Source organism: Facklamia lactis (assembly GCF_015863205.1).
GTDB classification, from domain to species: Bacteria; Bacillota; Bacilli; order Lactobacillales; family Aerococcaceae; genus Facklamia; species Facklamia lactis.
Genome location: NZ_JACBXQ010000002.1, coordinates 494,311 through 518,202, shown reverse-complemented (window position 1 = coordinate 518,202; position 23,892 = coordinate 494,311). Strand labels below are relative to the sequence as shown.

Sequence of the window (23,892 nt, the reverse complement as noted above, 5' to 3'; positions counted from 1 at the left end):
CCATTTTTAATTGTTGATTTTCTTTACGCAATTTTCTGAGTTCTTTTTCCTCATCAGTTAGATTATCAACAACATTAAATGAACCACTATTTTGATGATTCTTAATCCATTTATCTAAGGCCGAAGGTGTTAAATCATATTCTCTAACAATATCAGATTTAGATTTTCCGTTTTCAAATAATCGTACCATTTGAAGTTTAAATTCTGGAGTAAAGGTTCTTCTTGTTCTAGCCATAAATAAATTGCCTACTTTCTTAATTTAACAATACATTCTCTCAGGAGACTTGTCCAATTAAGTGTAGACGATTCAATGACGATTTATTTATTAATAGATAAGATCTGCCTTTTAGCGACATAATTTTTTCGATTTGATTAAACGAATGAATACGATAATATCTATGAGTTAAAGTTTATACAAAAAACGCCAAAAACAAAATTTAAATAAAAATTGATTGACTGTCACTACAGATTCGAAGAATGATAGGGTATAAAGAGATTTCTTTTATAAAAGAAAAGGTCAGTTTAATATTAATACTCAAACTCTTTTTATTTAAATAAAGTTAAATTTATCTCATTTCCTTTTATAATATTGAAGTTGAATTTCTTGTTATAGAAAAAGAGGAGTGCTATGATAATAATTGATATGATCCTTATATTGTAAGGGTTGTTGAGAAGTGGTTCAAAGGCGGAGTATACAATTATTTATTGTTCATTTAAGTTTAAATTATATTTTTAAATAAAAACTATAAAATAAAAATATCATTAGAAGATGGGGGGGTAAAGGGGAAGTAGCTGTAATGAATGATCTAAATATAGAAAGTTTGAATTTTTACTTATCTCCAACGAAAATATTTAATTAACCTAGAGTCTAGAGAAGAGAGGGATAAGTAAGAATTTCTGATAAAAAGGTTCCAATACCATTTTTTATCAGTGTTTTTTTATATTTTTTGTATGCGGTTTATTTAAAAATAAAAGAAAAGAGAGCGGATAATTATGAGAAAACTTAAAAATATCAAATGGATGCTTTTTTTTATGGCATGTATAAGCTTATTAACAGGATGTTTAAATCAAAATAAAGACGCAAACAAATCGTCGACAACTACGGATGGGAAGACAGTGTTAGAATTTTGGTCTTTTTGGGGAGCGGGACCGCGTCGCGAAGTGGTTCAGGAACTAATTGATGAATACAATTCAACACAAGATAAAGTAGAAATTAAATATGTCTATCAACCTTGGGGAGATATTTGGACAAAGGCACTATCAGCCACTGCTGCGGGAACTCCACCTGATATTATTGTGCAGGATATTAATACGGTTGCTCAACGTGCTGAAGCAGAGCAGTCAGTTGATTTAAGCCAATATATTGAAGAAGATTTAGAAAAAGAATTTTATCCTCAGTTATGGGACACGGTACAGTATGAGGAGGGAATATATGGTCTTCCATTTAATACTGATATGCAAGTGATCTTTTATAACAAAAAATTACTTGAAGAGGCTAATTTACAAGAGGCTGATCTTCCTAAGACATGGGAAGAATTAGAGCAAATTGCTCATCAGCTTGATGTAAAGGAAGGGGAGAGTTTCAAAAGAATTGGTTTTTATCCTTTATGGAACATAGGTTCAGAGGTTTGGAGCTTGAATGCGGATAATGGAATCTCATGGTTTGATGAGAATGAAGCAATTAAAATTAATACTCCGAAGAAAGTAGAAACGTTTGAGTGGTTGAAGAAATGGCAAAAGTATTATGGAAAAGATACTATTAATAATATGGAAGCGGATTTTGGAGATGGAATGAGCGATCCTTTTATATCGGAAAAAATAGCCATGTATGCAAATAATATTAATTACTATACGAGTTTAAAAGAAAATGCACCGGAGGATTTTGAATTCGGTATTTTCCCGCTACCGGCCAAAACAGCTAGTGACAAGAATTGGACTTGGGGTGGTGGTTTTGCGTTGGAGGTGCCTAAGGGCGCTAAACATGTTCAGGAGTCGTATGATTTTATAAAGTTTATGGTATCGCAGGAAGCGCAAGAGAAATATGGTGCTAATAGTTATGATGTCATGGCTAATCGCCTTGCAAACGAAAGTTTATTAGAGGGAGACATGCTTTCAGAAGAAGATAAAATAATTTATCAAATGGTTCAAGATAACTTCGATCAAACAGTCATTACGCCAACACCGCTTAGCGCACCTGATTATCTTAACTTAGTCAAAGAAGAGATTGATCGCATCATGATCGATGGTAAGGATCCGCAAGAAGCGTTGAAAAAAGCTCAGGAATCAGTGGAGAATCTTGTCCAACAAAATGAGTAAAGGAGGTAAGAATTTGAGAAAGGGGATAAATAAAGGGGGTTTTTACAATAGAAAAAGTCCTAGATTAATGTCAAAAAAGCGTAGAGAAGCGCTCTGGGGCTATTTCTTTGTGAGTCCTTTTATATTAGGACTAATTGTTTTTTGGCTGGGTCCGATTTTATTTTCTTTGTTCGGCAGTTTTACGGATTATAATTTAACTTCAAAAATGAATTATATCGGATTCGATAATTTCAAAAGAATGTTTAATGAAGATGATTTGTTTTGGAAAGCTTTAAAAAACACTTTTTATTTTACTCTATTCAATGTTCCTTTAACGACGCTTTTTTCTTGTGTTTTAGCTTTGATGCTTAATTGTCGTATTCCAGGGATTCGTATTTATCGGACCATTTTTTATCTACCAGCGGTTCTCACTGGTGTGGCTGTCTATGTTTTGTGGATGCAGCTATTATCTCCTAATCACGGGCTTGTTAACCTTGTGCTAAGTTGGTTTGGGATTTCTGGCCCTGCTTGGCTCAGTGATCCTAACTGGACGAAACCGGCCCTCATATTAATGAAATTGTGGTCGGCAGGGGGTTCTATGCTGTTGTATCTGGCAACGCTTCAATCGATCCCTAAAACTTTATATGAAGCAGCTGAAATGGATCAAGCGACGAGCTGGCACAAATTTCGATATATTACTTTACCTTTAATCACGCCTATTATTTTCTTTGATATTACAACTTCAACAATAGGGTCTTTTCAAATTTTCCAAGAAGCATATGTCATGACTGAGAATAGCCGTGGTGGCCCTGCGAATTCTTTATTATTTTATAATTTTCATATGTGGAATAAGGCGTTTGTGGCTTTTGATATGGGGTATGCGATGGCGCTCTCATTGTTCTTATTCTTTATCATTTTGATCATTACCATCATTAATTTAAAAGTAGCTCCTTATTGGGTTTTTTATGCTGGGGGTGATAAAAAATGAGAATAAAACAACAATATCGGAAAAATTGGAAGCTTTTTTGGCAATACTTATTTCTTAGTCTGGTTGGTGTGGTTTTATTGATGCCTTTATTATGGATGGTCGCTACCTCTTTAAAGTCGATGGAAGAGATTGTATCGTTTCCACCCAATTTATTTCCTGAGCAATTAAGATGGGAAAATTATCCGAATACGATTAAGGCTTTTCCCTTTGTGCGCTATACTCTTAACACGTTATTTATTACGATTTTTGTTGTGTTGGGAAATGTTTTGTCAAATTCATTTATTGCGTATGGATTTGCTAAATTAAAATTCCCTGGCAAGCGATTTTTGTTTATCCTCGTTCTATCGACCATGATGATTCCAGGTTTTGTGACCATGATTCCCCAGTATATTTTATTCTCAAAGATGGGCTGGGTTGGGACCTATTTGCCTCTGATTGTTCCTTCTTTTTTTGGAAGTGCTTTTAACATATTTCTGGTTCGTCAATATTATATGACAATCAATGATGAATTGATTGAAGCTGCTCAAATGGATGGTGCGAGTCATCTCTATATATGGTCGAGGGTCATGATTCCGTTAAGCAAGCCAGTCTTGGTAACTATCGCTTTAAACGCCTTTAATGGGGCTTGGAATGATTTCCTGGGTCCCTTGCTTTACATTCATAATGAAGAACTTTATACCTTACAAATTGGGTTACAAAGTTTTAAAAATCAATCAACGACTCAGTGGAATTATTTGATGGTGGGTGCATGCTTGGTTTTACTTCCTACCTTAGTTTTATTTTTTTTAGCACAAAACTATTTTATTGAAGGTATTGACTTAACAGGAGGATCAAAAAATTGATTTTTTCTAAAAAAGATTTGAGCAAAGTTTTTAATCTGTTTTTTATCAGAATTTATCAGATGCTTGCTCTGCAATTTTTATTTTTAATACGAGTCATTTTCTTTTGGAAATTAGTTACACTGTTCCGTGCTTTAATAGCTTCAGTGTTAGAGGTGATAGAAGGCTTTTCTAATACTGAAGGGATAAAGGAATTGTTTAATCAACAAGTGAAGTTTTTTCAGAAGCAATTTTTTCGTTTTGACTGGCTAATAAGCATCATTATTGAGCTTGCATTTTTAAACTGTTTACTTTTTATAGGTAAAATAGAATGGGGGACGATGGCCATCGGCTTCTTAATGATGGCCCTTCTTATAGTGATGTTAACCATTGTCCAACAAACGATTCTGATTAAAAAGCATCATCATTTATATAGTCTAATGATTAGCTATTATTTATTATTAAAAAAATGGCATCGATTGATACTAGCTATTTTATTAATAATGGGGGTATTATATATACTATTCAAGATTGGTATTATCTATTTAGTCTTTTTAGGCATGCCATTGACTACCTATATTTTGGTTTCTTGTTTAATGAAAGACCAAGTCATTCCCGTTGTTTAATAAAGCGAGAAGAATTTATGTGATACTAGCTGGAACTTTAAGCTATCCAATTGTATTTTTTCTAAGATTTTTTGTATTCAACCGAAAAACCGTTCTTTTTTTAAAAGAACGGTTTTTTATTATGAGCAGTCCAACATAGTCACTGGAAATTCATAATCTTACGTTACGATATTAATTAAAATAAATATATGATATGGGGTGACAAGTGGGTCTAATGACTCAAAAACTTTTATTAGCATTTTGTAGTTCAGTAGTTTTCATCAATGTTCTGTCACTATGTCTCAATGTCTTGAGAAATGATTAAATAATTAATGTAAATGATATGGCTAAGTACTATAATAAATAATAAGAAAATAATATTTTATCTATTGAATCGTTTAAAGTGAGTAGAAATATCTTTTATATCATGTTACAGAATGCTGGTATCGTATTTTCAAAATGTGAAGATTTTGTTTCCATAATGGATGGGGGGCTAAGGGATTGGACAAGAATAAGGAAGCAAATGGTCTGAATTTTCTCTGGTGTGCATTATATGCTTGTGCAGGTTTCGCTTTTGAGTTATTACTGGTTCAAATTGAAGGGTTATTTGGGCTTGATTATCGGAATTTCGCTGTTCATGAAAGTGTGATTCATTGGATTGTGACAAGTCTCTTCTGGATCTTAATCGGATTCTTGATTATCTATATCGGTAAGAAAACAACAGGATATCAAATTGTTGAAAGAGGAAAGCCAATGGTTAGTTGGCAATATTTAGCTTTGCTTGTTTGTTTTCTCGTCAATGGTTTTATTAAATATAACGAGTGGGATGGCTTTAAAGTTTTGAAAGAATGGGAATCCAACGGCCCTTTACTTTTTGTCTTTCAATATATGTATTATATTGCTGAAGGCTTTTTAATTACGCTTGTGATTATCTATGGGCAGAAAGCTTTTGAGAGCTGGTTCAAGAATAAAGCGTTTCCTTATGGTGGCTTAATGCTCGGTTTAATTTGGGGGTTGAGCCATGCCTTTACGAAAGGAGAACTTCATATTGGAATCCTCTCAGCTTTTGCAGGATTTTTGTTTAGTTCTGTTTACCTTTTGGTTAATCGAGATTTTATGAAGACTTTCTTGATCACCACATTAATATTTATTATTTAAGAATAGGGAATGATCTTCTACTAATAGTTTATTTTCGCAAGATCTTGTTGAGATTGGGCAATGATCTTCATTGGAGGAGAATGGTCTAATAAAAGTATAGGATGAGATAGATAGCATCAGAATTGGAAGTAGGTTAGATACTGGTTGTTAAAGCAATGGTTGATATTTATCAATCATATTGAAATCCTCGTTGTGAAGTGAAGATAGGTATTCGAAAATTTAAACATAATATTTATAAAATAGCTACCGAGAATGCTTTGTTGGCTATTTTATTTATATATTCAGAAATGGATAGTAGATGCTTCTTCGTTTTGAGAGGAATATAAACCGATGGGACGTTAATTCTACTGATAAACACAAGTATTCTTATTGCTTTATTTTATAATTTGTTAAAATTATTGATATAATCTAGATAACAACCTGTGTGAATTAAAGTGTAAGTAGCAGTTATTTTTGATCTCTATTTTGAGTAAGGAACAGGTGACCGTATGAAGATCTATATTATAGAAGATGATGTGTTAATAGCTAAAAATATTTCAACTTATCTTGAAAAATGGGCTTACCAAACTCAAATAACAGAGGATTTTAAACATATTCTACCTGAATTTATTGAATTTGATCCTCAATTAGTATTGTTAGATGTTAATTTGCCTTATTATGATGGTTTTTATTGGTGTGCTGAAATCAGGAAAATTTCAAACGCTCCTATTATTTTTATCTCTTCTGAGACGGAAGATACAAATGTGATTCGTTCAATAGAAAACGGTGCAGATGACTATATTACTAAACCATTTAAGTTGGAGGTTTTGATGGCGAAAATTAAGTCTTTATTGCGACGAACTTATGATTTTGGTACACAGTCGTCTATTATTGAACATAAAGGCTTAATCTTTAATAACCATAAATTTACGATGACCTATGAAGATAAAGTGAGTGACTTAACAAAAAATGAAGCTTTAATTTTGAATTCACTGTTGGAAAGAAAAGGACAAGTTTTAAAACGTCATTACTTAATGGATATCTTATGGGACTCTGAAAGTTATGTAGATGATAGTGCTCTTTATGCAAATATAACTCGATTAAGGAAAAAAATTAAAGATCTTGGCCTAGAAGAATTGATTGTCACTAAAAAAGGGGAAGGCTATTATATTGAAGAATAATTTTCATATTTTACTATCTTTTGTGAAAGATCATTCTAAAACAATTATCCTAATATGTTTATTTTCAGTGATAAATGTCTTGTTGGGGCTTCTCTATCGAGTTCCTTTTGAAAGATCGATGCTCTGGTTATTGATTGTACTATTTATTGGATTTTTGGTATCAATCTGGGAAATGTTCAACTATAAACATCAATATGAAATCCTTAAACAGCAGACGAACAAAAAAAGATTTCCAGCAGAGCTTCATCTTCCGAAAGCAAATGGTGTGATTGAAACAGAATATCAAAAGATGATAGTGAAATTAAAGAATGATCTGGTGAGTTTAGAAAGAGAGAAACAGTTAGAAATCAATGATACAAAGGAATTTATTCAATTGTGGGTACACGAAATAAAAAGTCCAATTGCTGGATTAGATTTAAGTTTTCAAAATAGTCATCATCCTAATATTGATGACTATCAAGAATACTTACAGCGGATTGAGAAGTATGTGGATAATATTTTAAATTATTATCGTATAAATAGTCATCAAACTGATTATAACTTTGAAACGGTTGAATTAGATCTCTTGATTAAAAAAAGTATAAAAAAACATCAAAAACTTTTCATTGAGAAAAATCTGCCCCTACACTATCACCAGATCAACCAACGGGTTCTAACGGACAGTAAATGGTTGCTTTTTGTGTTAGATCAAATTATTTCAAATGCGATTAAGTATACAGATAACGGGTCTATTTCAATCTGTGTTGAAGAACCAGAAACTTTAATTATTGAAGACACTGGGATTGGGATCGAAGCGGATGAATTGGCACGAATAGGGCAAAAACATTTTACTGGCAGAGTGGGAAGGCAATATCGAGAATCAACCGGTTTTGGCCTGTATTTTGCCTTTAAAATCCTTAGAAAATTGAATCATGAGATTGAAATAGTTTCTGAACCAAAGATTGGAACTAAGGTAAAAATAATTTTTAAGGACGCTATCTAACAAAAATATCAGATAGAAGAGAGAAATGTCTAACTAGAATATAGCTAGCATTTCTCTCTTCTTGTATTCTGACAGTAGAAAAGAAAAGGAGGAAAGATAATGAATTTATTGGAAGTCAACCATATTAGTAAAGTCTATACTTCAGGAAATAATGAGATACAGGCGCTAAAAGATATTAATTTTTCAGTAGATAAAGGTGAATTTGTTGCCATTATGGGTGAATCGGGATCAGGGAAATCCACTTTATTAAATATTTTAGCAGCACTCGATCGTCCCACAGGTGGAGAAGTACATATAAGCGGACATAATTTACAAAATATTAGTGATGATGAGCTTTCAAATTTTAGACGTGAGAATTTGGGTTTCATCTTTCAGGAGTTTAACTTATTAGATACGTTTAATATTAAAGACAATATCTTGTTGCCATTAGTATTGTCAGGATGGAAATCATCAGATATGGAAAATCGTCTGTCATTTTTAATTGAACGGTTAGGAATTAAAAAATTAATTGATAAAAATCCATATGAATTATCAGGGGGACAGAAACAAAGGGCTGCTGTGGCAAGAGCGTTAATTAATCAACCGCAATTAATTTTAGCAGATGAACCAACAGGAGCATTAGATTCACATACATCTGATAATTTATTAAAGCTCTTTTCTGAAATTAATCAAGAGGGTCAGACGATTATGATGGTTACTCATAGTACAAAAGCTGCAAGTCAGGCAAAACGGGTCCTTTTTATTCGAGATGGTTATATTTTTCATGAACTCAATAAAGGAGAGTCTTCAAATGAAGAGATGTATGAGAAGATCTCCAAAACCTTGACATTTCTAGCAAGTGGAGCTGATAAAAATGTTCAGTAAAATAAATCTTCAATTAGCTTTTAAAAACCTCTTTAAAAATAAAGAATTATTTTTACCGTTTATTATTTCAACAATTGTGACTGTAATTATGATGGTTGTTGTAATATCATTGCCATCGAATGAAGGAATTTCGCAAATACCAGGGGGGCATAATTTACAAACAATTTTGACAATGGGTAGCTTTATCATGATTGCTTTTTCGTTGATGTTTTTAATGTATATTAACAGCTTTATAACCAGTAATCGACAAAAAGAATTTGGTTTATATCATGTGTTAGGAATGAATAAAAGAAATATTTCCATTGTTCTGTTAGCTGAAATGTTATACATGTATTTAATTAGCCTTGGTATTGGCTTATTGGGCGGAGTCATATTTAATAAAATAACGATATTGGCTATTCGAATCATTATGAATGCTGAAATATCATTTGGAAGTGAGATCTCTCTATCAGCTTTAATTATAACGAGTTTAATATTTTTGATTTTTTTCATAATTATTTCTCTCATTCAAATTACTAAACTATATCATTTAAAAACGATTGAATTAATTCAGTCCGATAAAAAAGGTGAAAAAGAACCTAGCTCAAATCTACTATTAGTAATTGTAGGAGCTGCCATTATTGTTGAGGGAATTTACCTTGCCCTTAGTATTCAATCTCCTATAGGTGAGATCTTTAAAGCCTTTCTAGCTACTATCCTGGTTATTGTGGGAATCTATTTTCTATTTACTTCCATTACCACGATCGTACTTAAATTACTTAAAAGTAAAAAAGATTTTTATTATCAAGTTGAGAATTACATTCCGATCTCTAGTTTACTTTATCGGATGAAAAAGAATGGAATCGGACTGGCGAACATAACGATTATGTCAATTGCGACAATTTTAATTTTTTCAGTGGAACTTTCTTTAATATTAGCACCGAGTGATTCGTTAGATACTCAATTTCCGAGTGATGTTCTAATTGAAGCGGTATTGCCTGAAAATGGAGAGGAAGCAAATAATAAAGAAAATATGATTAATATTATAGACAAAACGGCTAATGATTTGGGAATTGAATTTCAAGATCTTAATCAATTAACCTACTTACAATTTCCAGGAATTGTTGACGGTAATACAATATATAATGATGGTAAGCTTTACGAAGAAGCGAATGTTTCACCCATATATATGACAGATCAGAAGAATTATAATTATTTTACTCAATCCAATATTAAATTAAACCAGGATGAAATAATCATTTCAGCCAGTTCAAAACAAATAAAAGATGGATCTGTTCAATTGTTCGAAACTAAATATAACGCAACGATTAATAATGACATTAAAACATTTCCTCTAGAGGAAGATAATAGTCCCGGATCAGAAAATGTAGTTCATATTATTGTTCCAAGTTTTGAAGATCTATATAAAGCCGAACAACAGCAAGCATCCACTTTAGGGGACTTTGCTAGTGAGATTACGATTTTGACGAAAATGAATCTTGAAGTGAATGATGAAAACGAAATACTATTTACTGACAGCTTGAAAGAAAATATAGAAATGGGAGGATATCACGCCAATGTTGGTAGTAAAGCAAATTCAACCCAAAATCTAATAGCTCTTCAAAGTGGAGTCTCTTTCGTCGTTATTAATTTAGGCCTTTTATTAATGGTGGCTACCTTCTTAACGGTTTATTTCAAAAATATTTCTGAAGCATTATATGAAAAAAATAGATTTTCGATTTTAAAGAAAATTGGCTTAAGTCAAAGAGAAATTAAAAAATCATTATCTAAACAGAATCTATTAATGTTTGTTTCACCGTTGATTATAGCTGGCATACTGATTCTGTTAGTGTATCCTCTAGCTGAAAAATATATGTTCCTACTTGTTATTGACGCGGTAAATATATTTAAACTAAATATTATGGTTGCTTTTACAATATTTACAGTATTTTATTTATGCGTATATCGTATAAGTTCTAAAAATTATTATAAAATCATCAATTCATAGTTAAGGAGGAAGTTGTTATGGGTGTCACTACCTTTGAATGGATCAGATTAATTGTCTTAATACTGCTTATGCTTGTAGGGCAGAGCTTATTATCTTCAACAAAGAATCAGTACATTGGCTTGGTTTTACCAATACTCATGGCGGGATATTCATTCTTTCATGTGTTTACCGATGAATTGTTCTCAACATTGGATTCAACTATTTATAAGTTGGGGCTGATTATTCAGGCAGTTTTTCCAGCAATTTTATTATTGGGTCTTCATTTGTTTATTAGAAAGCTTAGATCTAACAAACAATAAAAAGTTTGAACCAATGATTGTGATTGCTCAGGTCAGATTTTTAAAGTGTTCTATGATTTTGTTTACTTAAGGAAAATTAATAGAATTTGGTGCAGATTTTATTCAAACGGATTGGGTAGCAGCGCTTAGTAATTATCGAGAACAGAGAAAAAGTGAACAAAAAATTGAATTAAAACAGAGGCAATAAATTTTTAAAGATAAAGAAAATTTACAAAATTTGAACCCACTCTAAAGCTATTAGCTTTAGGGTGGGCTTATTTTGGCTTTTAAATATTAACTATTGGAGAAGGGTGAGGTATTAAATCAGTAATACTGAGCTGGGTGTTAAAAGAAATATTGAGTATGAATGTATAAAATTTTGAGAATAAAAAAGTTAGTGGGGCTTGTTTTAACTCTTTGATGATTCATTTGCTTTTTCGCAATAGATGAGCTCTGCCGTTTCAAAGCTAAAATTACCTGTTCGGTGATCATTATAAGAGAAACTAATGATTTGATTGGTTTCCTCGATATTCTGAATGGTGATAGTGTCTCCAATATTGAGTTGGATACTATCTAAAAATTTTAATAGGTCAAGTTGATCAAGGCAACGGCATACTGTCACAATATCTCCTGTTTTATAGTGAGTGAGCGGCGTTTGGTAAATTTCTTCATACTGATTTAGGCGGGGTATAATTCCTCCATGTGGACAGAATTGGGGATGATCTAGCAATATTTCTAATTTTTCAAAGAAAAAATCACTTTCTAAGTGTTCTAATACCTCTGCATCATCGTGAACTTCGGATAATTTATAATTTAAAACTTTATATAAAAAGAGTTCTGCTAATCGGTGCCTCTTAACGGTTTTGATTGCAATAGAGAGTCCCTTTTTAGTCAAGATCACTCCCTTATATGAAATGCTTTCTACTAATTTTTCTTTTGCCAAACGATTTGTCATCTCAGTCACTGAGGGAGCGGAGACATTGAGAGCCTGAGAGATTAATTTATTCGAAATATATAGCTGATAGCCTTTTAAAAGAAAGATCGTTTTTAAATAATTTTCTTTAACATTGGATTGTTTCATTTAATTGAATGCCCCTTTAATCGAGTATTGACGAGAGAGTTAAAAGATTTTTAATCATTATAACATAGGCAGGATTAAAGTGTATTTAAAATGATTTTTAGACTATCCTAAAAAAATGTTGAAACTCACCTAAAGTTATTGTAGAATTCGAATAAAGGAGGGATAATGTCACAAAACTTATCTTTCTTTTAACAAATGATCACTCACAACTTATAAAAGAGATCAGGTGATCGATTGATGAGAAAGAGAGGGAAAAGAATGATTCGAACAGAAAATATGAATGTTGACTATTTTGGAAATAAAGCGTTAGTAGATATTAATATAGAGATTCCTTTTGGTTATACCTACGGTATTATTGGGCCCAATGGAGCTGGAAAATCAACGTTAATGAAAGCAATGTTGGGAATTATCAAAAGTCGGGGGAAGGTTGAATATTGTGGTAATAATATTAAAGAACATTTACGAAAAATTGCTTATGTGCCACAAAAAAGTGATATTGATTTGACTTTTCCGATTACGGTGCAAGATGCTGTTATCACTGGAACTTATCCGACTCTTCCTTTGTTTAAAAATGCTGGAAAAAAAGAAAAAGAAACAGCAGAAAAGTGTATGGCAATGGTTTCGATCAGCGATTTACGTAATAAGCAAATAAATAATTTATCTGGAGGGCAGTTACAAAGAGTTTTCATTGCTAGAGCATTGGCACAGAATGCTGAAACTTTTTTCCTTGATGAACCTTTTGTGGGGGTTGATTTAATGAGTGAGCGAATTATTATTGATATTCTTAGAAAATTACGTGAACAAGGGAAAACGGTTTTAGTTGTTCATCATGATCTACATGAAGTGGAATCTTATTTTGATCGTCTGATTATTTTAAATCGAACAGTTATTGCAAATGGTAGTGTGAGTGGAGTATTTACGAATGAAAATATACAAGAAGCATATGGTGCTTCACTAGGGAATATAGAAATAAAAGGGTTGGGAAATTAACATGACAGCATATTTATCACAATTATTTGATTTGCCTGCCTATATTATTAATGCAGGACTATCATCCATTATATTAGGTATTGTATCTGGGCTTATAGGAACATATATTGTTTTAAGAAAAATGTCACTGATGGGTGATGCTTTATCTCATGCAGTGATGCCGGGAGTTGCTATTTCATATATGTTAGGAATTAACATGATTTTTGGCGCTTCTTTATTTGGGATACTGGCCGCAATTCTTATTCAATTTATATCGGAAAAAAGTCATCTTAAAAGTGATACGGCCATTGGCATTATTTTAAGTTCATTCTTTGCTTTAGGTATTATTTTAATTACTCAAGCCAAAAGTGGTATGGACTTAAATCATGTGCTCTTTGGCAATATTCTTGCCGTGCCAAATTCTGAGGTCACTCAATCATTGATGGTTTTATTGGCAGTGATCGTTATTGTTGGATTGTTTTATAAGGAGTTACTTATTTCTTCATTTGATCCTATCGTTTCAAAAGCATATGGATTGAACATTGGTTTTTATCATTATTTAATCATGCTGATGCTATCTGTTGTAACAGTCTCTTCTCTCTCCCAAGTAGGAATTGTGTTAGTTATTGCGATGCTGGTGATCCCTGCTGCCACCTCTTATTTGTGGACGAACAAAGTGTTAAATATGATGGTACTCGCTTCACTCATTGGAGCGACAATGGGGATTATTGGAACCTATATTAGCTTTACTCATAATTTACCAACTAGTGCTACGATTGTACTATTAGGGACACTCTTTTTTATTATTGCTTTCTTAACATCGCCAAAAAATAATTTCTTTAGAAAGGAAACTAAATATGAAAATTAAAAATAAATTATTATTAATGATAGGGTTATTATTAGCGTTCGGAGGATTATTTGTAACTAAGAATCAGGTTTTTGCTGAAGAGAATCAGCAGGAAAAGCTGAAAATAGTGACGACTTATTCAATACTTTCGGATATGGTGGAGAATATTGCGGGAGACAAGGCCGAAGTCTATAGTATGGTACCAATAGGCACAGATCCTCATATGTACGATCCATTACCTGATGATGCTCAAAAAGTATCTGAAGCTGATTTAATATTTTATAATGGCTTTAATTTAGAAACAGGTAAAGGATGGTTCCAAGATTTACTTGATGTTTCGGAGAAAAATGAACTGGCATTTGCTGTAACAGAAAATGTAGAGCCGATGTACCTCACAGAAGAGGGTAAAGAAACAGAACAAGATCCACATGCTTGGTTAGACGTCCAAAACGGTATGAAGTATGTTGATTTAATTACTGAAAAATTAATAGCGTTTGATCCAGATAATGAAGACTATTATCAAGATAATCATAACGAGTATATTAAGGCTCTAGAAGAATTGGACGAATATTCAAAAGAAAAGATTGCAACTATACCTGAATCTCAACGTGTCCTTGTGACAAGTGAGGGAGCTTTCAAATATTTCTCAAAAGCGTATGGTTTTCATGCTGCCTATATTTGGGAAATCAATACAGATAGCCAGGGAACGCCTGAACAAATGGAACAAATTTTGGCAACTATTAAAGAAAAAGACGTGCAAGCTTTGTTTGTTGAAACAAGTGTTAGTCCAAAAACAATGGAGACAGTTTCGGAAGAATCAGGAGTACCAATTAAAGGAACAATTTTTACGGATTCATTAGCGAAGAAAGGGACAGATGGTGATACTTATATAGATATGATTAAATGGAATGTCGATCATATTGTAGAAGGTTTATCAGAATAGTCATTGAGGAAAGCTCTTATAAGTGACTTTTCAATTTTTCTTTAAATAGCAAGAGAGAAAGGAGAGGGAGAAATGAAATGGTTTGGCTTTCAAAAGCCCAAATTAAAATTGTTATTTGTTTGTAAAGCAAATCTTTGTCGCTCTCCAATGGCAGAGTCTATTACTCAACATATTATTGAAGAATACGGTTATGATAAGTTGATTAAAGTGAGCTCTGCTGGTGTCGATCAAGGTTTTCAGGGAAGAAGACCTTTGCCAGTAGTGTTAGAATTATTGGAGGATCATGACTTTAGAACGAAAAGACTTAAAAGTTCAACTTTTAAAAGAAAAATGGGAAACTCATTTGACTATATTATTTGTATGGATCGAGAGGTAAAGGAGAATGTACAAAGTCGAGTGAAGGATTCAGAATCGAATCAAATCCTATTATTCAACCATTTTTTGAATGAAGAAACAGATGTTGAGGACCCTGTACTGACGCAAGCGTTTTACGAAACGTTTGTTCATATTCACGAAGGATGTTATCAAATTTTAACTAAATTAATGGCGACCTTGCAAGAAGATTGAGAATATTATTTAAAAAATAAAAGATGATGAGATTGGTAATGTTAAAAGAGAATCGTACCATCAAAGAAGCACTCAAAAGGACAAGAAATTACTTCTTGTCCTTTTTTATTTGATGAAATATAAAATGCTCACATATTTGTCTTAAACCATCTGATATAATGAAAAAAGAAAATCATGTGAGGATGAGAGAAGATGAAAAAAATAATTTTGGTAACGGAAAGTGGTTCAGATTTACCTTCTTATTATTGTGATCAATATCCAATTTATATTGTTCCTATGCATGTGGTGATAGAAGAACGGGCTTATGATGATGGGATTGATATTCAAGCGGAAGATGTCTTTAATTATTATGACTCTACTAAGAAACTTCCTACTACTTCAGGTAGTACACCAGAGGACTTTACCGAGATCTTTGACCAAATCAATCAGAAATATTCAGAAGTAGAAATTGTCTATATTGCCTATTCATCCGTTACAACTGTTTCTTATAATTCAGCTCGGATTGCAGCTGAACACTATAATAATGTTTACTTAGTAGATAGTAAGAATGTGAGTAACGGTTTAGCGAGTGTTGTAATTGCGGCTGCTCAATATTTAGAAAGCAATCCTAAAGCGAGTGCTCAGGATGTGGTTCGTTTTGTGGAACAAATTCGCGGTAATGTTCACTTTCATTTCTTACCCCAAACCCTCACCTATCTTCTTGCAGGGGGACGAGTATCCAATAGCTCTTATTTAGGGGCGAAATTATTGCGAATTTTTCCATCGATTGATCTGGTAGATGGTTATTTAGTAGCAGGTAAGAAATATCGAGGGAGCTTTGCTCGAGCTTATAAAAAACTGATTGAAGATTTTTTTGATCGATATGACTTAATTGAAGGAAGCGTACGTTTAACAGAAGTCGAAGGACTTTCTAGAGAAGATAAATTATCGATTGAAAAAATAATGAAAGAGTATCACCCTTTAAAAGTCGAATGGGTAAAGGCAGGAGCAGTCATTTCGTGTCATGGAGGACCAGGTGCTTTTGGAATTGTGGGAATCAGTAAATCTGACCATCAGCAATAAATGTAGAGAACAAAGGTTATTGTTTAAAAAGGAGAAAGCAATGAAGTTATTAGCGAATGAAACTTATGATGGAACTCAACACTTTTGGTACCAAATGAATTTAATGATTGAGCATGATTACGGTTTAATTTTTAATACTGATTTGGGGATTTTATCAACGATTGTCAATAAAGTGAAAGAAGATATCAACCATAATGCTTCAAGTAATGGGATTTATTGGTATTTAGGAAGAGAAGTAGACGAAATTGTTTGTATGCTTCGCTATCAACAGGAACAATTTATCATTCAGGTTAATTTGAAAGACTTCGATTTTGCTTTGAATATTGATAAAGTGGAAGGTTGGAAAGAATCTTTAAAAAATAAACTTCTTTCTGAATAATTCTTTTAAGTGGTTTAAAAGGTATTTATAAAAAAATGAATGAGAAGTTTCAAGTTGAAAAATTTGTTTTTATCTAGAGAGAAGTCACAAAGTAAGGATAGGAGCGAGAAAGCATGATTAAAAATTTCATTTTTGATATGGGAAATGTTTTGATTTTGTTCAAGCCAACTCTGTTTATTAAGCGTTTGCAGTTAAGCTCTGAAGATTCATTATTATTGGAGGAAGTCATTTTTAAGTCGCCAATTTGGTTAGAGATGGATCAAGGTTTACGGAATGAAAGAGAAGCTTGTGAACTTTATCAGTCCCAATTACCTGAAAGATTGCATGAATCTATGAGAAAATTAGTGATGGAATGGGACCAACCCTTGATCGAAATAGAAGGGATGGTTGAGCTTGTAGCGAAATTAAAAGCTAAAGGATATGGAATTTATTTGCTCTCGAATGCCAGTCAGCGTCAACATGAATATTGGGATCGGGTGTCCGCTTCGCAATATTTTGATGGAACATTGATATCTGCAGATGTCAAAATGATGAAACCGAATTGTGAAATATATGATTGCTTATTTAACACTTTTAACTTGAATCCTGAAGAATGTTTCTTTATTGATGATTCAAAGCCGAATATTATGGCAGCAAACAAAATGGGAATGAAGGGATATTGTTTTGATAACGATGTGGATAAATTAAGAGAAGTGATCTTGTCATTATTGTAAAAGTTCTGAGAAGAAAGAGAAAATGATATCTAAAAATCCAACCATAGTCGCAAGCCTTTGATACTCATTAAGTTATACTTTACTTAAGAATATCACGATAAGAAGGATGATAGCATGTCATATTCAATAGAGAATATCCAAGAAGCTCAAACTATATTAATAACCTGTCAAAAAGAAATAGAGTCCATATTAAGCGCTTTAAATGATATAAAAAGTCTTTCATGGATGGATATATTAGGAGGTGATTTCCTTTTATCTTGGTTGAAAAGGGAAAAGATTGCCAAAGTGAATGAGCGGGTAGAGGGGCTGAAGGCTTTATTAGTTTCTGCTCGTAATGAATTAAAGGATATCGATCCTTATTTGGATGTTGTCATCAGTAACACAACGACTGATTATTTTTGGGATATTGGATGTGATAATCTTTTGACGGATGTTCGAGTTCATGAAGAAATTAACCAAAATATTGAAAGGTTATCCACTCTCGCAGGAGAAATTAGTCTGATTCAGCAACAAATTGAAAGTTTGTAAATAAAATTTATGAAAAATTACGAGAATTTGATTATTAAAAAGGTCGCGATTATGAGAGAATAATATTTAAATTTTAAAAAATTTGATTTAAATGAGAATTTGATTGCTTGTATACCTAAAATAGACAAATATTAGCTTACCCTTAGATAATGCTTTTGAATATGAAGCTTTCTGAGGTGTTTTTTTATTTTACTTTATATTTTCCTCTATTTGAGATAGACGAATTTTCTGATGAAAATAGCTTATAGGATGTTATTTATTTTTAATGATTGACTATTATCATTATAAAATAATGTCAAAATGTTTATATACATTTAATTGTAACAGTTTTCATTATTATCTATACTTGAAAGCATAATTTATATTTATAGGAGGAAAATTTATGGAAGCTCTTATAACAAGAGTTGATGGTTTATTGTTTGTGATTCTGTTTATGGTCTCATTGTCGCTATGGTTACAAAAGTACAAGATTTTCAAGTCATTAGGACCCGTTTTAACAGTTGTTGTTTTAGGAATTATTTTATCAAATACGGGTGTTGTGCCAATTTCTCATGATGTATATGGAACATTAGCATCGATTTGTGTTCCGGTTTCAATATCTATTTGTATGTTAAGTATGAATTTGGCAGAGTTGAAGAAGTTGACTAAAAAGCCATTTATCGCCTTAGCTTCAGGAATCTTTTCAGTAATGTTAGTGGCAACCTTACTAGGGATTTTCTTTGCACCTAGAATGGATGAGGGATGGAAAGTTGCCGGGATGTTTGTTGGGACGTATACTGGAGGGACACCGAACTTGACCGCAATAGCGACAGGGTTGGATGCGACTCGTGCGACTATTGCAGCAGCGAATGCTGCGGACTATGTGGTCTCTACACCATTGATGATTTTTATGTTTGCTGCACCCGCAATTTTAAAAGCTTCTGAGAAATGGAATAAGTTCTGGCCTTATCAATTGTCAACGAATGAATTAGAAACAGGAGATAAGGAACCTCTGATGTCTGATAAAAAATGGTCGATTCGAGATATTGCTTGGTTATTAACCATTGGTTTTGGGGTAACCTATATAACAACTACTTTATCAGAAGCGTACGCTCCTGAAGCCATTTGGAAGGCAGTGCGCTTAATCTTATTAACGACTGTATCGATTATGATTGCTCAAATTAAACCTGTTCAGAAATTAAGAGGGAATTTAGATTTAGGATTATTCCTTTCATTAACCTTTTTAGCAACGATTGGTTTCGCAGTGGATATCCGTCAATTTATCGGTTCAGCTTTTGTGATGACATTATATGTATTCTTAATGTTAATTGGTTGTCTGCTACTACACTTAGTGATTTGTCGTTTATTAAAAGTAGAATATGAGTATATGATTTTATCAATCGTAGGTTGTATTGTCGATGGCCCGACGGCTTCGCTTACAGCAGCGGGAGCTAACTGGAAATCATTAATTAATGTCGGCTTAATTATGGGCGTTATTGCAGGAGCAGCTGGAAATTATGTGGGAGTGACGGTTGCTTACATCATTAAGGCAATTATCGGAGCATAGAAAAATTTCTGTGAAGAATTAAATCTTAAAGACATATGCAGGCAGGGATCCGAAATGGGTTCCTGTTTTTTTGTGTTGAGGTTAAATCATTTATGATTGAGGAAGTCTCAAAACTATTTTCAATTAATTGATGGACAGTAAGTATAAAGGATTAACTTTTATTAAAGAAGCATAAAAATTTCAAACTTTCCTTATGTCTATTTTTATTAAAATTTAGTAAGATGAAGGTTATATTATTAAAGGAGATTAAAGTATGAAGTTTTCAAATCGAATAGAGCAAATGGAACAATCCCCCATTAGACGGTTAGCCCCTCTGGCACAAAAAGCGAAAGATAAAGGGTTACAGGTTATTCATTTAAATATCGGTCAACCGGATATTCCAACACCACCTAATTTTCTACAAGCTATTAATGATTATAGTGTAAGTGTACTAGAGTATGCCCCTTCACAGGGACTTAAACGAACTTTAGAAACCGTTCAACTCTATTTACACAATTATGGATTAGATTATGATCTTGATGAGATTTTGATAACGAATGGTGCGAGTGAAGGATTGATTTTTTCCTTGTTAGCAATATGCGATAGCGGGGATGAGGTATTAACTTTTGAACCTTTCTATCCTAACTATAAGACTTTTGCTCAGATAGCAGATGTTCGCTTAGAGTCGATCACTACTAAGATTGAGGAGGGCTTTCGACTGCCTAGTAAAGAAAAATTATTAGAAAAAATAACAACAAAGACCAAGGCCATTCTAATCTCAAATCCTGGTAATCCAACAGGCCGTGTGTATACAAAAGAGGAACTTGATAATCTGGTAGAAGTTGCCAAGGAGAAGAATTTGTTTATTATTGCAGATGAAGTATATCGTGAATTTAACTTTACTGATCGTGAATTTATATCGTTCGCTAATTATTCAGAAATTGAGAAGAATGTCATCTTAATTGATTCAATTTCTAAAAAGTATTCGGCATGTGGAGCAAGAATAGGATCTGTTACGAGTAAAAATAAAGATTTTATGCATCATATCTTAAAATTGGCACAAGCTCGATTGTCAGTATCTACACTTGATCAAATTGGAGCAGGAGAGATGGATCGGGTAGATGATGAGTATGTTTATGAGAATCGCCGTATCTATAAAGAACGTCGGAATGTGTTACATGCTGAATTAGAGAAAATTCCCGGTATCGTTTATAGTCAGCCTGAGGGAGCTTTTTATACGATGATTGGCTTACCTGTAGAAGATGCGCAGGACTTTATTATTTGGATGATTGAAAATATCCAGATAGAAGGTTATACGGTTCTATTAACTCCGGCGGAATCATTCTATACGACGGAAGAGTTAGGTAAGAATGAGTGTCGATTATCTTATTGTGTGGAAGACCAATTATTAATAAAGGCAATTGCGATCTTAAAATTAGCTTTACAAAAATACCCAGGATAAATAATATTACCTAGCATCGTATGAGTGCTAGGCTTTTTCTTTTTTCAATGTGATTAATAGTTTGCTTAAGTTTTCGATAGTGGAGACAAAATAAATGAAGCATTTCTTGGAGATGAAGGAAAGGAAGAGAGGAGTCTCTAATTTTGGGTTTGAAGTTAAATAAATAGTCAAAATTGAATGAAAGGTTTAAATAGAAGGGTTTAAATAATAACATGTCGAAGTTAAAAAGACATTTAATTTTTTTATATTAAACTAATCTTATTAAGTGATGAGTAAATATACATTTGGTTTTAATATTTTAATAGATATGCAATTTTGATATAATTATGATATCAAATAAAGGAAAGGGAGAATGATTTGGAAATATCACAGTTATATTACTTGATAAAAATAGTTGAAAGTGACTATAACCTTTCTTTAGCAGCCAAAAATATACATATTAGTCAGCCGGCTTTGAGTCAATTTATTTCAACATTTGAGAAGGATAATGAGGTAGAGCTTTTTAATCGTAAGAATGGTCGTTTGCAGAATATGACGGAAGCCGGTAAGAATATTTATGACTATGCCATAAAAATTTTAGAGCTTTATGAAGAAATGGGAGATGTGATCAGAATTGAATCGGAAAAGCAAAAAGGAGCGACTCGGATTGGCCTGCCCTCAATGATTTTAGAAACTTACTTTGCAGATTATTTTCCCAAAATTCAAATCAAACATCCAGATGCTCATCTGAGTATTATTGAGGCAGGCAGTCATGAATTACGCAAGAAATTGATGACTAATGAGATTGATATTGCCATTCTTATCGAACCGACGAATTTAGAGGAAGATACTTATGAGCAGCATATTATTGAGATAGATGAAATTGTTGCTTTTATTCGTAAGGATCATCCGTTAAGTCAAAAAGAGATATTGTATTGGAAGGATTTAAATAAATTTCCTTTGGCCACTTTTCACAAGAAATATATGACGAATCAATTGATTACGGATAAATTAAAATTAAATCAATTGGAGACCCAGATTGTATTTACATCCGATTCATGGGGATATCTGATTGGAGCTTCGTATGAAACAGATATTGTTTCTATTTTACCTCGTCCGATTGAACAATATTTAACTAAGGAGCATTGCGTGAGACATTTTAAAGATTATATACCGTTTAATTTTTCGATTTGTCGACCTGTAAAAGATAAGTATAAACATTTTGAAAATTATATTTATCAAGATATTATCAAGACTTTTTACCGACCACTCAATTAATAAACTATCATTTTTATAAAAGCATTGGGCTTAATCCAATGCTTTTTTGCTTTTAAAAGACGCGTTACTAAAAGTGTATAAGCTAAAATTATAGTTTGAATAAATTACTCATAGATAAAATTAGTTAATTTCACTGTTAATTAAGGCTCAGACTATATATAATTACTGCAAACGGTTACAGATCCGTATAAATATTGAGTGATGGAGGAGATAGAATGAATAATGAGGTCGTTGTTGTTTCGGCGCAAAGATCAGCAATTGGTGCATATAATGGTATATTTAAAAACTATTCTGCAGTTGATTTAGGTGCAGAGGTCTTAAAAAAATCGATGGAAGGGATTAAACTTGATCCAAATGAAATTGATGAAGTGATAATTGGAAATGTCTTAAGTGCTGGATTAGGACAGAATGTTGCACGCCAAGTATCTATGAAAGCAGGTATTCCAAAAGAAGTTCCTTCTTATACTGTCAATCAAGTGTGTGGTTCAGGTGTTCGAACTCTGATGTTAGGGGCTCAATCAATACTGCTTGGTCATAGTGAAGTCGTAGCGATTGGTGGAACTGAGAATATGACGCAATCACCTTATGTTTTACCTAATTATCGTTGGGGTGGACGAATGGGTGACGGTAAAATTATCGACACTATGCTGAAAGACGGATTGACGGATGCTTTTGGCGATTACCATATGGGAATTACTGCTGAAAATATTGCTGAAAAATATGAGCTTAGTCGTGAAGAACAGGACGAATATGCTCTTCAAAGTCAGCAACGAGCAGAAAATGCCATAAATGCCGGAAAATTTAAAGAAGAAATCGTACCAATTTCAGTACCTCAAAGAAAAGGAGATCCAATAATCGTAGATCATGATGAAGGTGTTCGATTTGGACAAACGATGGAGGCATTAAAAAAGTTAAAACCAGCATTTAAACGTGAAAATGGAACAGTTACAGCCGGAAATTCTTCAACTATTAATGATGCTGCAGCAATCATTATTTTAATGTCTAAAGAGAAAGCTGAAAAATTAGGGCTAGAGATTTTAGCGACGGTTGGTTCTTTTGCGAGTTGTGGAGTGGATCCAGAAATTATGGGAACGGGTCCAATTGCAGCTACTAAGAAAGTATTAGAACTTGAAGGAATAACGGTAGAAGATCTTGAATTAATTGAATCCAATGAGGCATTCGCAGCTCAAGCCTTAAGCGTAAGCAAGACTTTAGGTTTTAATCCTGACATCACTAATGTTAATGGAGGAGCGATTGCGCTAGGTCATCCAATTGGGGCGAGTGGAACTCGAATTATTGTGACATTGATCCATGAAATGATAAAAGCAGATGCTAAAAAGGGTCTAGCGACTTTATGTATCGGTGGAGGTCAAGGGAATGCCGTAATTATAAATCGTCCATAAGAAATTGCGAAGGGATTTGGC

The 23,892-nt window shown here is 32.9% G+C and carries 24 protein-coding genes; 22 read left to right on the top strand and 2 right to left on the bottom strand.

The window, feature by feature from the left end; genetic code table 11:
- A partial coding sequence (locus HZY91_RS05450) for a transposase (RefSeq protein ID WP_197115240.1) occupies positions 1 to 235 on the bottom strand: 235 nt, incomplete at its 3' end.
- Positions 236 to 993: 758 nt separating this feature from the next.
- Here HZY91_RS05450 and HZY91_RS05445 point away from each other — a divergent pair.
- From HZY91_RS05445 to HZY91_RS05400, 10 genes are all read left to right on the top strand, one after another.
- Positions 994 to 2,316, top strand: coding sequence for an ABC transporter substrate-binding protein (locus HZY91_RS05445; RefSeq protein WP_197115239.1), 1,323 nt, complete (start codon positions 994 to 996; stop codon positions 2,314 to 2,316).
- A 67-nt stretch (positions 2,317 to 2,383) separates the two neighbouring features.
- Entirely contained in the window at positions 2,384 to 3,283 is a 900-nt protein-coding gene (locus tag HZY91_RS05440; RefSeq protein ID WP_197115270.1) for a carbohydrate ABC transporter permease, read from the top strand.
- 80 nt (positions 3,284 to 3,363) lie between these two features.
- Positions 3,364 to 4,125, top strand: a complete 762-nt coding sequence (locus tag HZY91_RS05435; protein WP_438940336.1) for a carbohydrate ABC transporter permease — start codon at positions 3,364 to 3,366, stop codon at positions 4,123 to 4,125.
- Positions 4,122 to 4,727, top strand: coding sequence for a hypothetical protein (locus HZY91_RS05430; RefSeq protein ID WP_197115237.1), 606 nt, complete (start codon positions 4,122 to 4,124; stop codon positions 4,725 to 4,727). Before HZY91_RS05435 ends, HZY91_RS05430 begins: the two co-directional genes overlap by 4 nt.
- 480 nt (positions 4,728 to 5,207) lie before the next feature.
- Complete coding sequence (locus HZY91_RS10970; RefSeq protein WP_235991596.1) at positions 5,208 to 5,864, top strand: hypothetical protein; 657 nt, start codon at positions 5,208 to 5,210, stop codon at positions 5,862 to 5,864.
- A gap of 488 nt (positions 5,865 to 6,352) precedes the next feature.
- Positions 6,353 to 7,024, top strand: coding sequence for a response regulator transcription factor (locus HZY91_RS05420; RefSeq protein WP_197115236.1), 672 nt, complete (start codon positions 6,353 to 6,355; stop codon positions 7,022 to 7,024).
- Positions 7,014 to 8,006, top strand: coding sequence for a sensor histidine kinase (locus HZY91_RS05415; RefSeq protein WP_197115235.1), 993 nt, complete (start codon positions 7,014 to 7,016; stop codon positions 8,004 to 8,006). Before HZY91_RS05420 ends, HZY91_RS05415 begins: the two co-directional genes overlap by 11 nt.
- A 99-nt stretch (positions 8,007 to 8,105) precedes the next feature.
- Complete coding sequence (locus tag HZY91_RS05410) at positions 8,106 to 8,870, top strand: ABC transporter ATP-binding protein (protein WP_197115234.1); 765 nt, start codon at positions 8,106 to 8,108, stop codon at positions 8,868 to 8,870.
- The gene (locus HZY91_RS05405) at positions 8,860 to 10,857 is read left to right on the top strand and encodes an FtsX-like permease family protein (protein ID WP_197115233.1); all 1,998 of its coding nucleotides are present in this window, start codon (positions 8,860 to 8,862) and stop codon (positions 10,855 to 10,857) included. Before HZY91_RS05410 ends, HZY91_RS05405 begins: the two co-directional genes overlap by 11 nt.
- Before the next feature lie 17 nt (positions 10,858 to 10,874).
- A complete protein-coding gene (locus HZY91_RS05400) occupies positions 10,875 to 11,156 on the top strand; it encodes a hypothetical protein (protein WP_197115232.1) in 282 nt (93 codons plus the stop codon).
- Positions 11,157 to 11,544: 388 nt separating this feature from the next.
- Here the strand turns inward: HZY91_RS05400 and HZY91_RS05395 are convergent, their stop codons facing one another.
- Positions 11,545 to 12,216: a metal-dependent transcriptional regulator gene (locus HZY91_RS05395; protein ID WP_197115231.1), complete on the bottom strand. Its 672-nt coding sequence runs from the start codon at positions 12,214 to 12,216 to the stop codon at positions 11,545 to 11,547.
- A 258-nt stretch (positions 12,217 to 12,474) separates the two neighbouring features.
- Between HZY91_RS05395 and HZY91_RS05390 the strand changes: the two genes are divergently transcribed.
- The 12 genes from HZY91_RS05390 to HZY91_RS05335 all read left to right on the top strand — a co-directional run bounded on the left by HZY91_RS05390 (position 12,475) and on the right by HZY91_RS05335 (position 23,871).
- Positions 12,475 to 13,206, top strand: coding sequence for a metal ABC transporter ATP-binding protein (locus HZY91_RS05390; protein WP_197115230.1), 732 nt, complete (start codon positions 12,475 to 12,477; stop codon positions 13,204 to 13,206).
- 1 nt (position 13,207) lies between these two features.
- Positions 13,208 to 14,053, top strand: coding sequence for a metal ABC transporter permease (locus HZY91_RS05385; protein ID WP_197115229.1), 846 nt, complete (start codon positions 13,208 to 13,210; stop codon positions 14,051 to 14,053).
- Positions 14,043 to 14,975: a metal ABC transporter substrate-binding protein gene (locus HZY91_RS05380; protein WP_197115228.1), complete on the top strand. Its 933-nt coding sequence runs from the start codon at positions 14,043 to 14,045 to the stop codon at positions 14,973 to 14,975. The genes HZY91_RS05385 and HZY91_RS05380 overlap by 11 nt, the downstream gene beginning before the upstream one ends.
- Before the next feature lie 72 nt (positions 14,976 to 15,047).
- Positions 15,048 to 15,542 carry an arsenate reductase/protein-tyrosine-phosphatase family protein gene (locus tag HZY91_RS05375; protein WP_197115227.1) on the top strand — a complete coding sequence of 165 codons (495 nt, stop codon included), beginning with the start codon at positions 15,048 to 15,050 and terminating at the stop codon, positions 15,540 to 15,542.
- 192 nt (positions 15,543 to 15,734) lie between these two features.
- Complete coding sequence (locus HZY91_RS05370; protein ID WP_197115226.1) at positions 15,735 to 16,604, top strand: DegV family protein; 870 nt, start codon at positions 15,735 to 15,737, stop codon at positions 16,602 to 16,604.
- 40 nt (positions 16,605 to 16,644) lie between these two features.
- On the top strand, positions 16,645 to 16,983 hold the full coding sequence (locus HZY91_RS05365; RefSeq protein WP_197115225.1) for a hypothetical protein: 339 nt from the start codon (positions 16,645 to 16,647) through the stop codon (positions 16,981 to 16,983).
- A gap of 113 nt (positions 16,984 to 17,096) precedes the next feature.
- Positions 17,097 to 17,696 (top strand): HAD family hydrolase, encoded by a 600-nt coding sequence (locus HZY91_RS05360; protein WP_197115224.1) that lies wholly within the window; start codon positions 17,097 to 17,099, stop codon positions 17,694 to 17,696.
- A 114-nt stretch (positions 17,697 to 17,810) separates the two neighbouring features.
- Positions 17,811 to 18,224 carry a hypothetical protein gene (locus tag HZY91_RS05355; protein WP_197115223.1) on the top strand — a complete coding sequence of 138 codons (414 nt, stop codon included), beginning with the start codon at positions 17,811 to 17,813 and terminating at the stop codon, positions 18,222 to 18,224.
- Between the two features lie 382 nt (positions 18,225 to 18,606).
- Positions 18,607 to 19,770 carry a DUF819 family protein gene (locus tag HZY91_RS05350; RefSeq protein ID WP_197115222.1) on the top strand — a complete coding sequence of 388 codons (1,164 nt, stop codon included), beginning with the start codon at positions 18,607 to 18,609 and terminating at the stop codon, positions 19,768 to 19,770.
- A gap of 253 nt (positions 19,771 to 20,023) precedes the next feature.
- Positions 20,024 to 21,211, top strand: coding sequence for a pyridoxal phosphate-dependent aminotransferase (locus tag HZY91_RS05345; protein ID WP_197115221.1), 1,188 nt, complete (start codon positions 20,024 to 20,026; stop codon positions 21,209 to 21,211).
- 357 nt (positions 21,212 to 21,568) lie between these two features.
- Positions 21,569 to 22,468: a LysR family transcriptional regulator gene (locus HZY91_RS05340; protein WP_197115220.1), complete on the top strand. Its 900-nt coding sequence runs from the start codon at positions 21,569 to 21,571 to the stop codon at positions 22,466 to 22,468.
- Positions 22,469 to 22,683: 215 nt separating this feature from the next.
- The gene (locus HZY91_RS05335) at positions 22,684 to 23,871 is read left to right on the top strand and encodes an acetyl-CoA C-acetyltransferase (protein ID WP_197115219.1); all 1,188 of its coding nucleotides are present in this window, start codon (positions 22,684 to 22,686) and stop codon (positions 23,869 to 23,871) included.
- The last annotated feature ends 21 nt before the right edge of the window (positions 23,872 to 23,892 follow it).

Excerpts from the sequence above, each read along its gene's own strand:
- HZY91_RS05410 (WP_197115234.1), top strand. The coding sequence starts at position 8,106 with ATGAATTTATTGGAAGTCAACCATATTAGTAAAGTCTATACTTCAGGA.
- HZY91_RS05360 (WP_197115224.1), top strand. The coding sequence starts at position 17,097 with ATGATTAAAAATTTCATTTTTGATATGGGAAATGTTTTGATTTTGTTC.
- HZY91_RS05375 (WP_197115227.1), top strand. The coding sequence starts at position 15,048 with ATGAAATGGTTTGGCTTTCAAAAGCCCAAATTAAAATTGTTATTTGTT.
- HZY91_RS05435 (WP_438940336.1), top strand. The coding sequence starts at position 3,364 with ATGCCTTTATTATGGATGGTCGCTACCTCTTTAAAGTCGATGGAAGAG.
- HZY91_RS05405 (WP_197115233.1), top strand. The coding sequence starts at position 8,860 with ATGTTCAGTAAAATAAATCTTCAATTAGCTTTTAAAAACCTCTTTAAA.
- HZY91_RS05350 (WP_197115222.1), top strand. The coding sequence starts at position 18,607 with ATGGAAGCTCTTATAACAAGAGTTGATGGTTTATTGTTTGTGATTCTG.
- HZY91_RS05395 (WP_197115231.1), bottom strand. The coding sequence starts at position 12,216 with ATGAAACAATCCAATGTTAAAGAAAATTATTTAAAAACGATCTTTCTT.
- HZY91_RS05420 (WP_197115236.1), top strand. The coding sequence starts at position 6,353 with ATGAAGATCTATATTATAGAAGATGATGTGTTAATAGCTAAAAATATT.
- HZY91_RS05400 (WP_197115232.1), top strand. The coding sequence starts at position 10,875 with ATGGGTGTCACTACCTTTGAATGGATCAGATTAATTGTCTTAATACTG.
- HZY91_RS05445 (WP_197115239.1), top strand. The coding sequence starts at position 994 with ATGAGAAAACTTAAAAATATCAAATGGATGCTTTTTTTTATGGCATGT.
- HZY91_RS05365 (WP_197115225.1), top strand. The coding sequence starts at position 16,645 with ATGAAGTTATTAGCGAATGAAACTTATGATGGAACTCAACACTTTTGG.
- HZY91_RS05335 (WP_197115219.1), top strand. The coding sequence starts at position 22,684 with ATGAATAATGAGGTCGTTGTTGTTTCGGCGCAAAGATCAGCAATTGGT.
- HZY91_RS05345 (WP_197115221.1), top strand. The coding sequence starts at position 20,024 with ATGAAGTTTTCAAATCGAATAGAGCAAATGGAACAATCCCCCATTAGA.
- HZY91_RS05370 (WP_197115226.1), top strand. The coding sequence starts at position 15,735 with ATGAAAAAAATAATTTTGGTAACGGAAAGTGGTTCAGATTTACCTTCT.
- HZY91_RS05390 (WP_197115230.1), top strand. The coding sequence starts at position 12,475 with ATGATTCGAACAGAAAATATGAATGTTGACTATTTTGGAAATAAAGCG.
- HZY91_RS05380 (WP_197115228.1), top strand. The coding sequence starts at position 14,043 with ATGAAAATTAAAAATAAATTATTATTAATGATAGGGTTATTATTAGCG.
- HZY91_RS05385 (WP_197115229.1), top strand. The coding sequence starts at position 13,208 with ATGACAGCATATTTATCACAATTATTTGATTTGCCTGCCTATATTATT.
- HZY91_RS05440 (WP_197115270.1), top strand. The coding sequence starts at position 2,384 with ATGTCAAAAAAGCGTAGAGAAGCGCTCTGGGGCTATTTCTTTGTGAGT.
- HZY91_RS05355 (WP_197115223.1), top strand. The coding sequence starts at position 17,811 with ATGTCATATTCAATAGAGAATATCCAAGAAGCTCAAACTATATTAATA.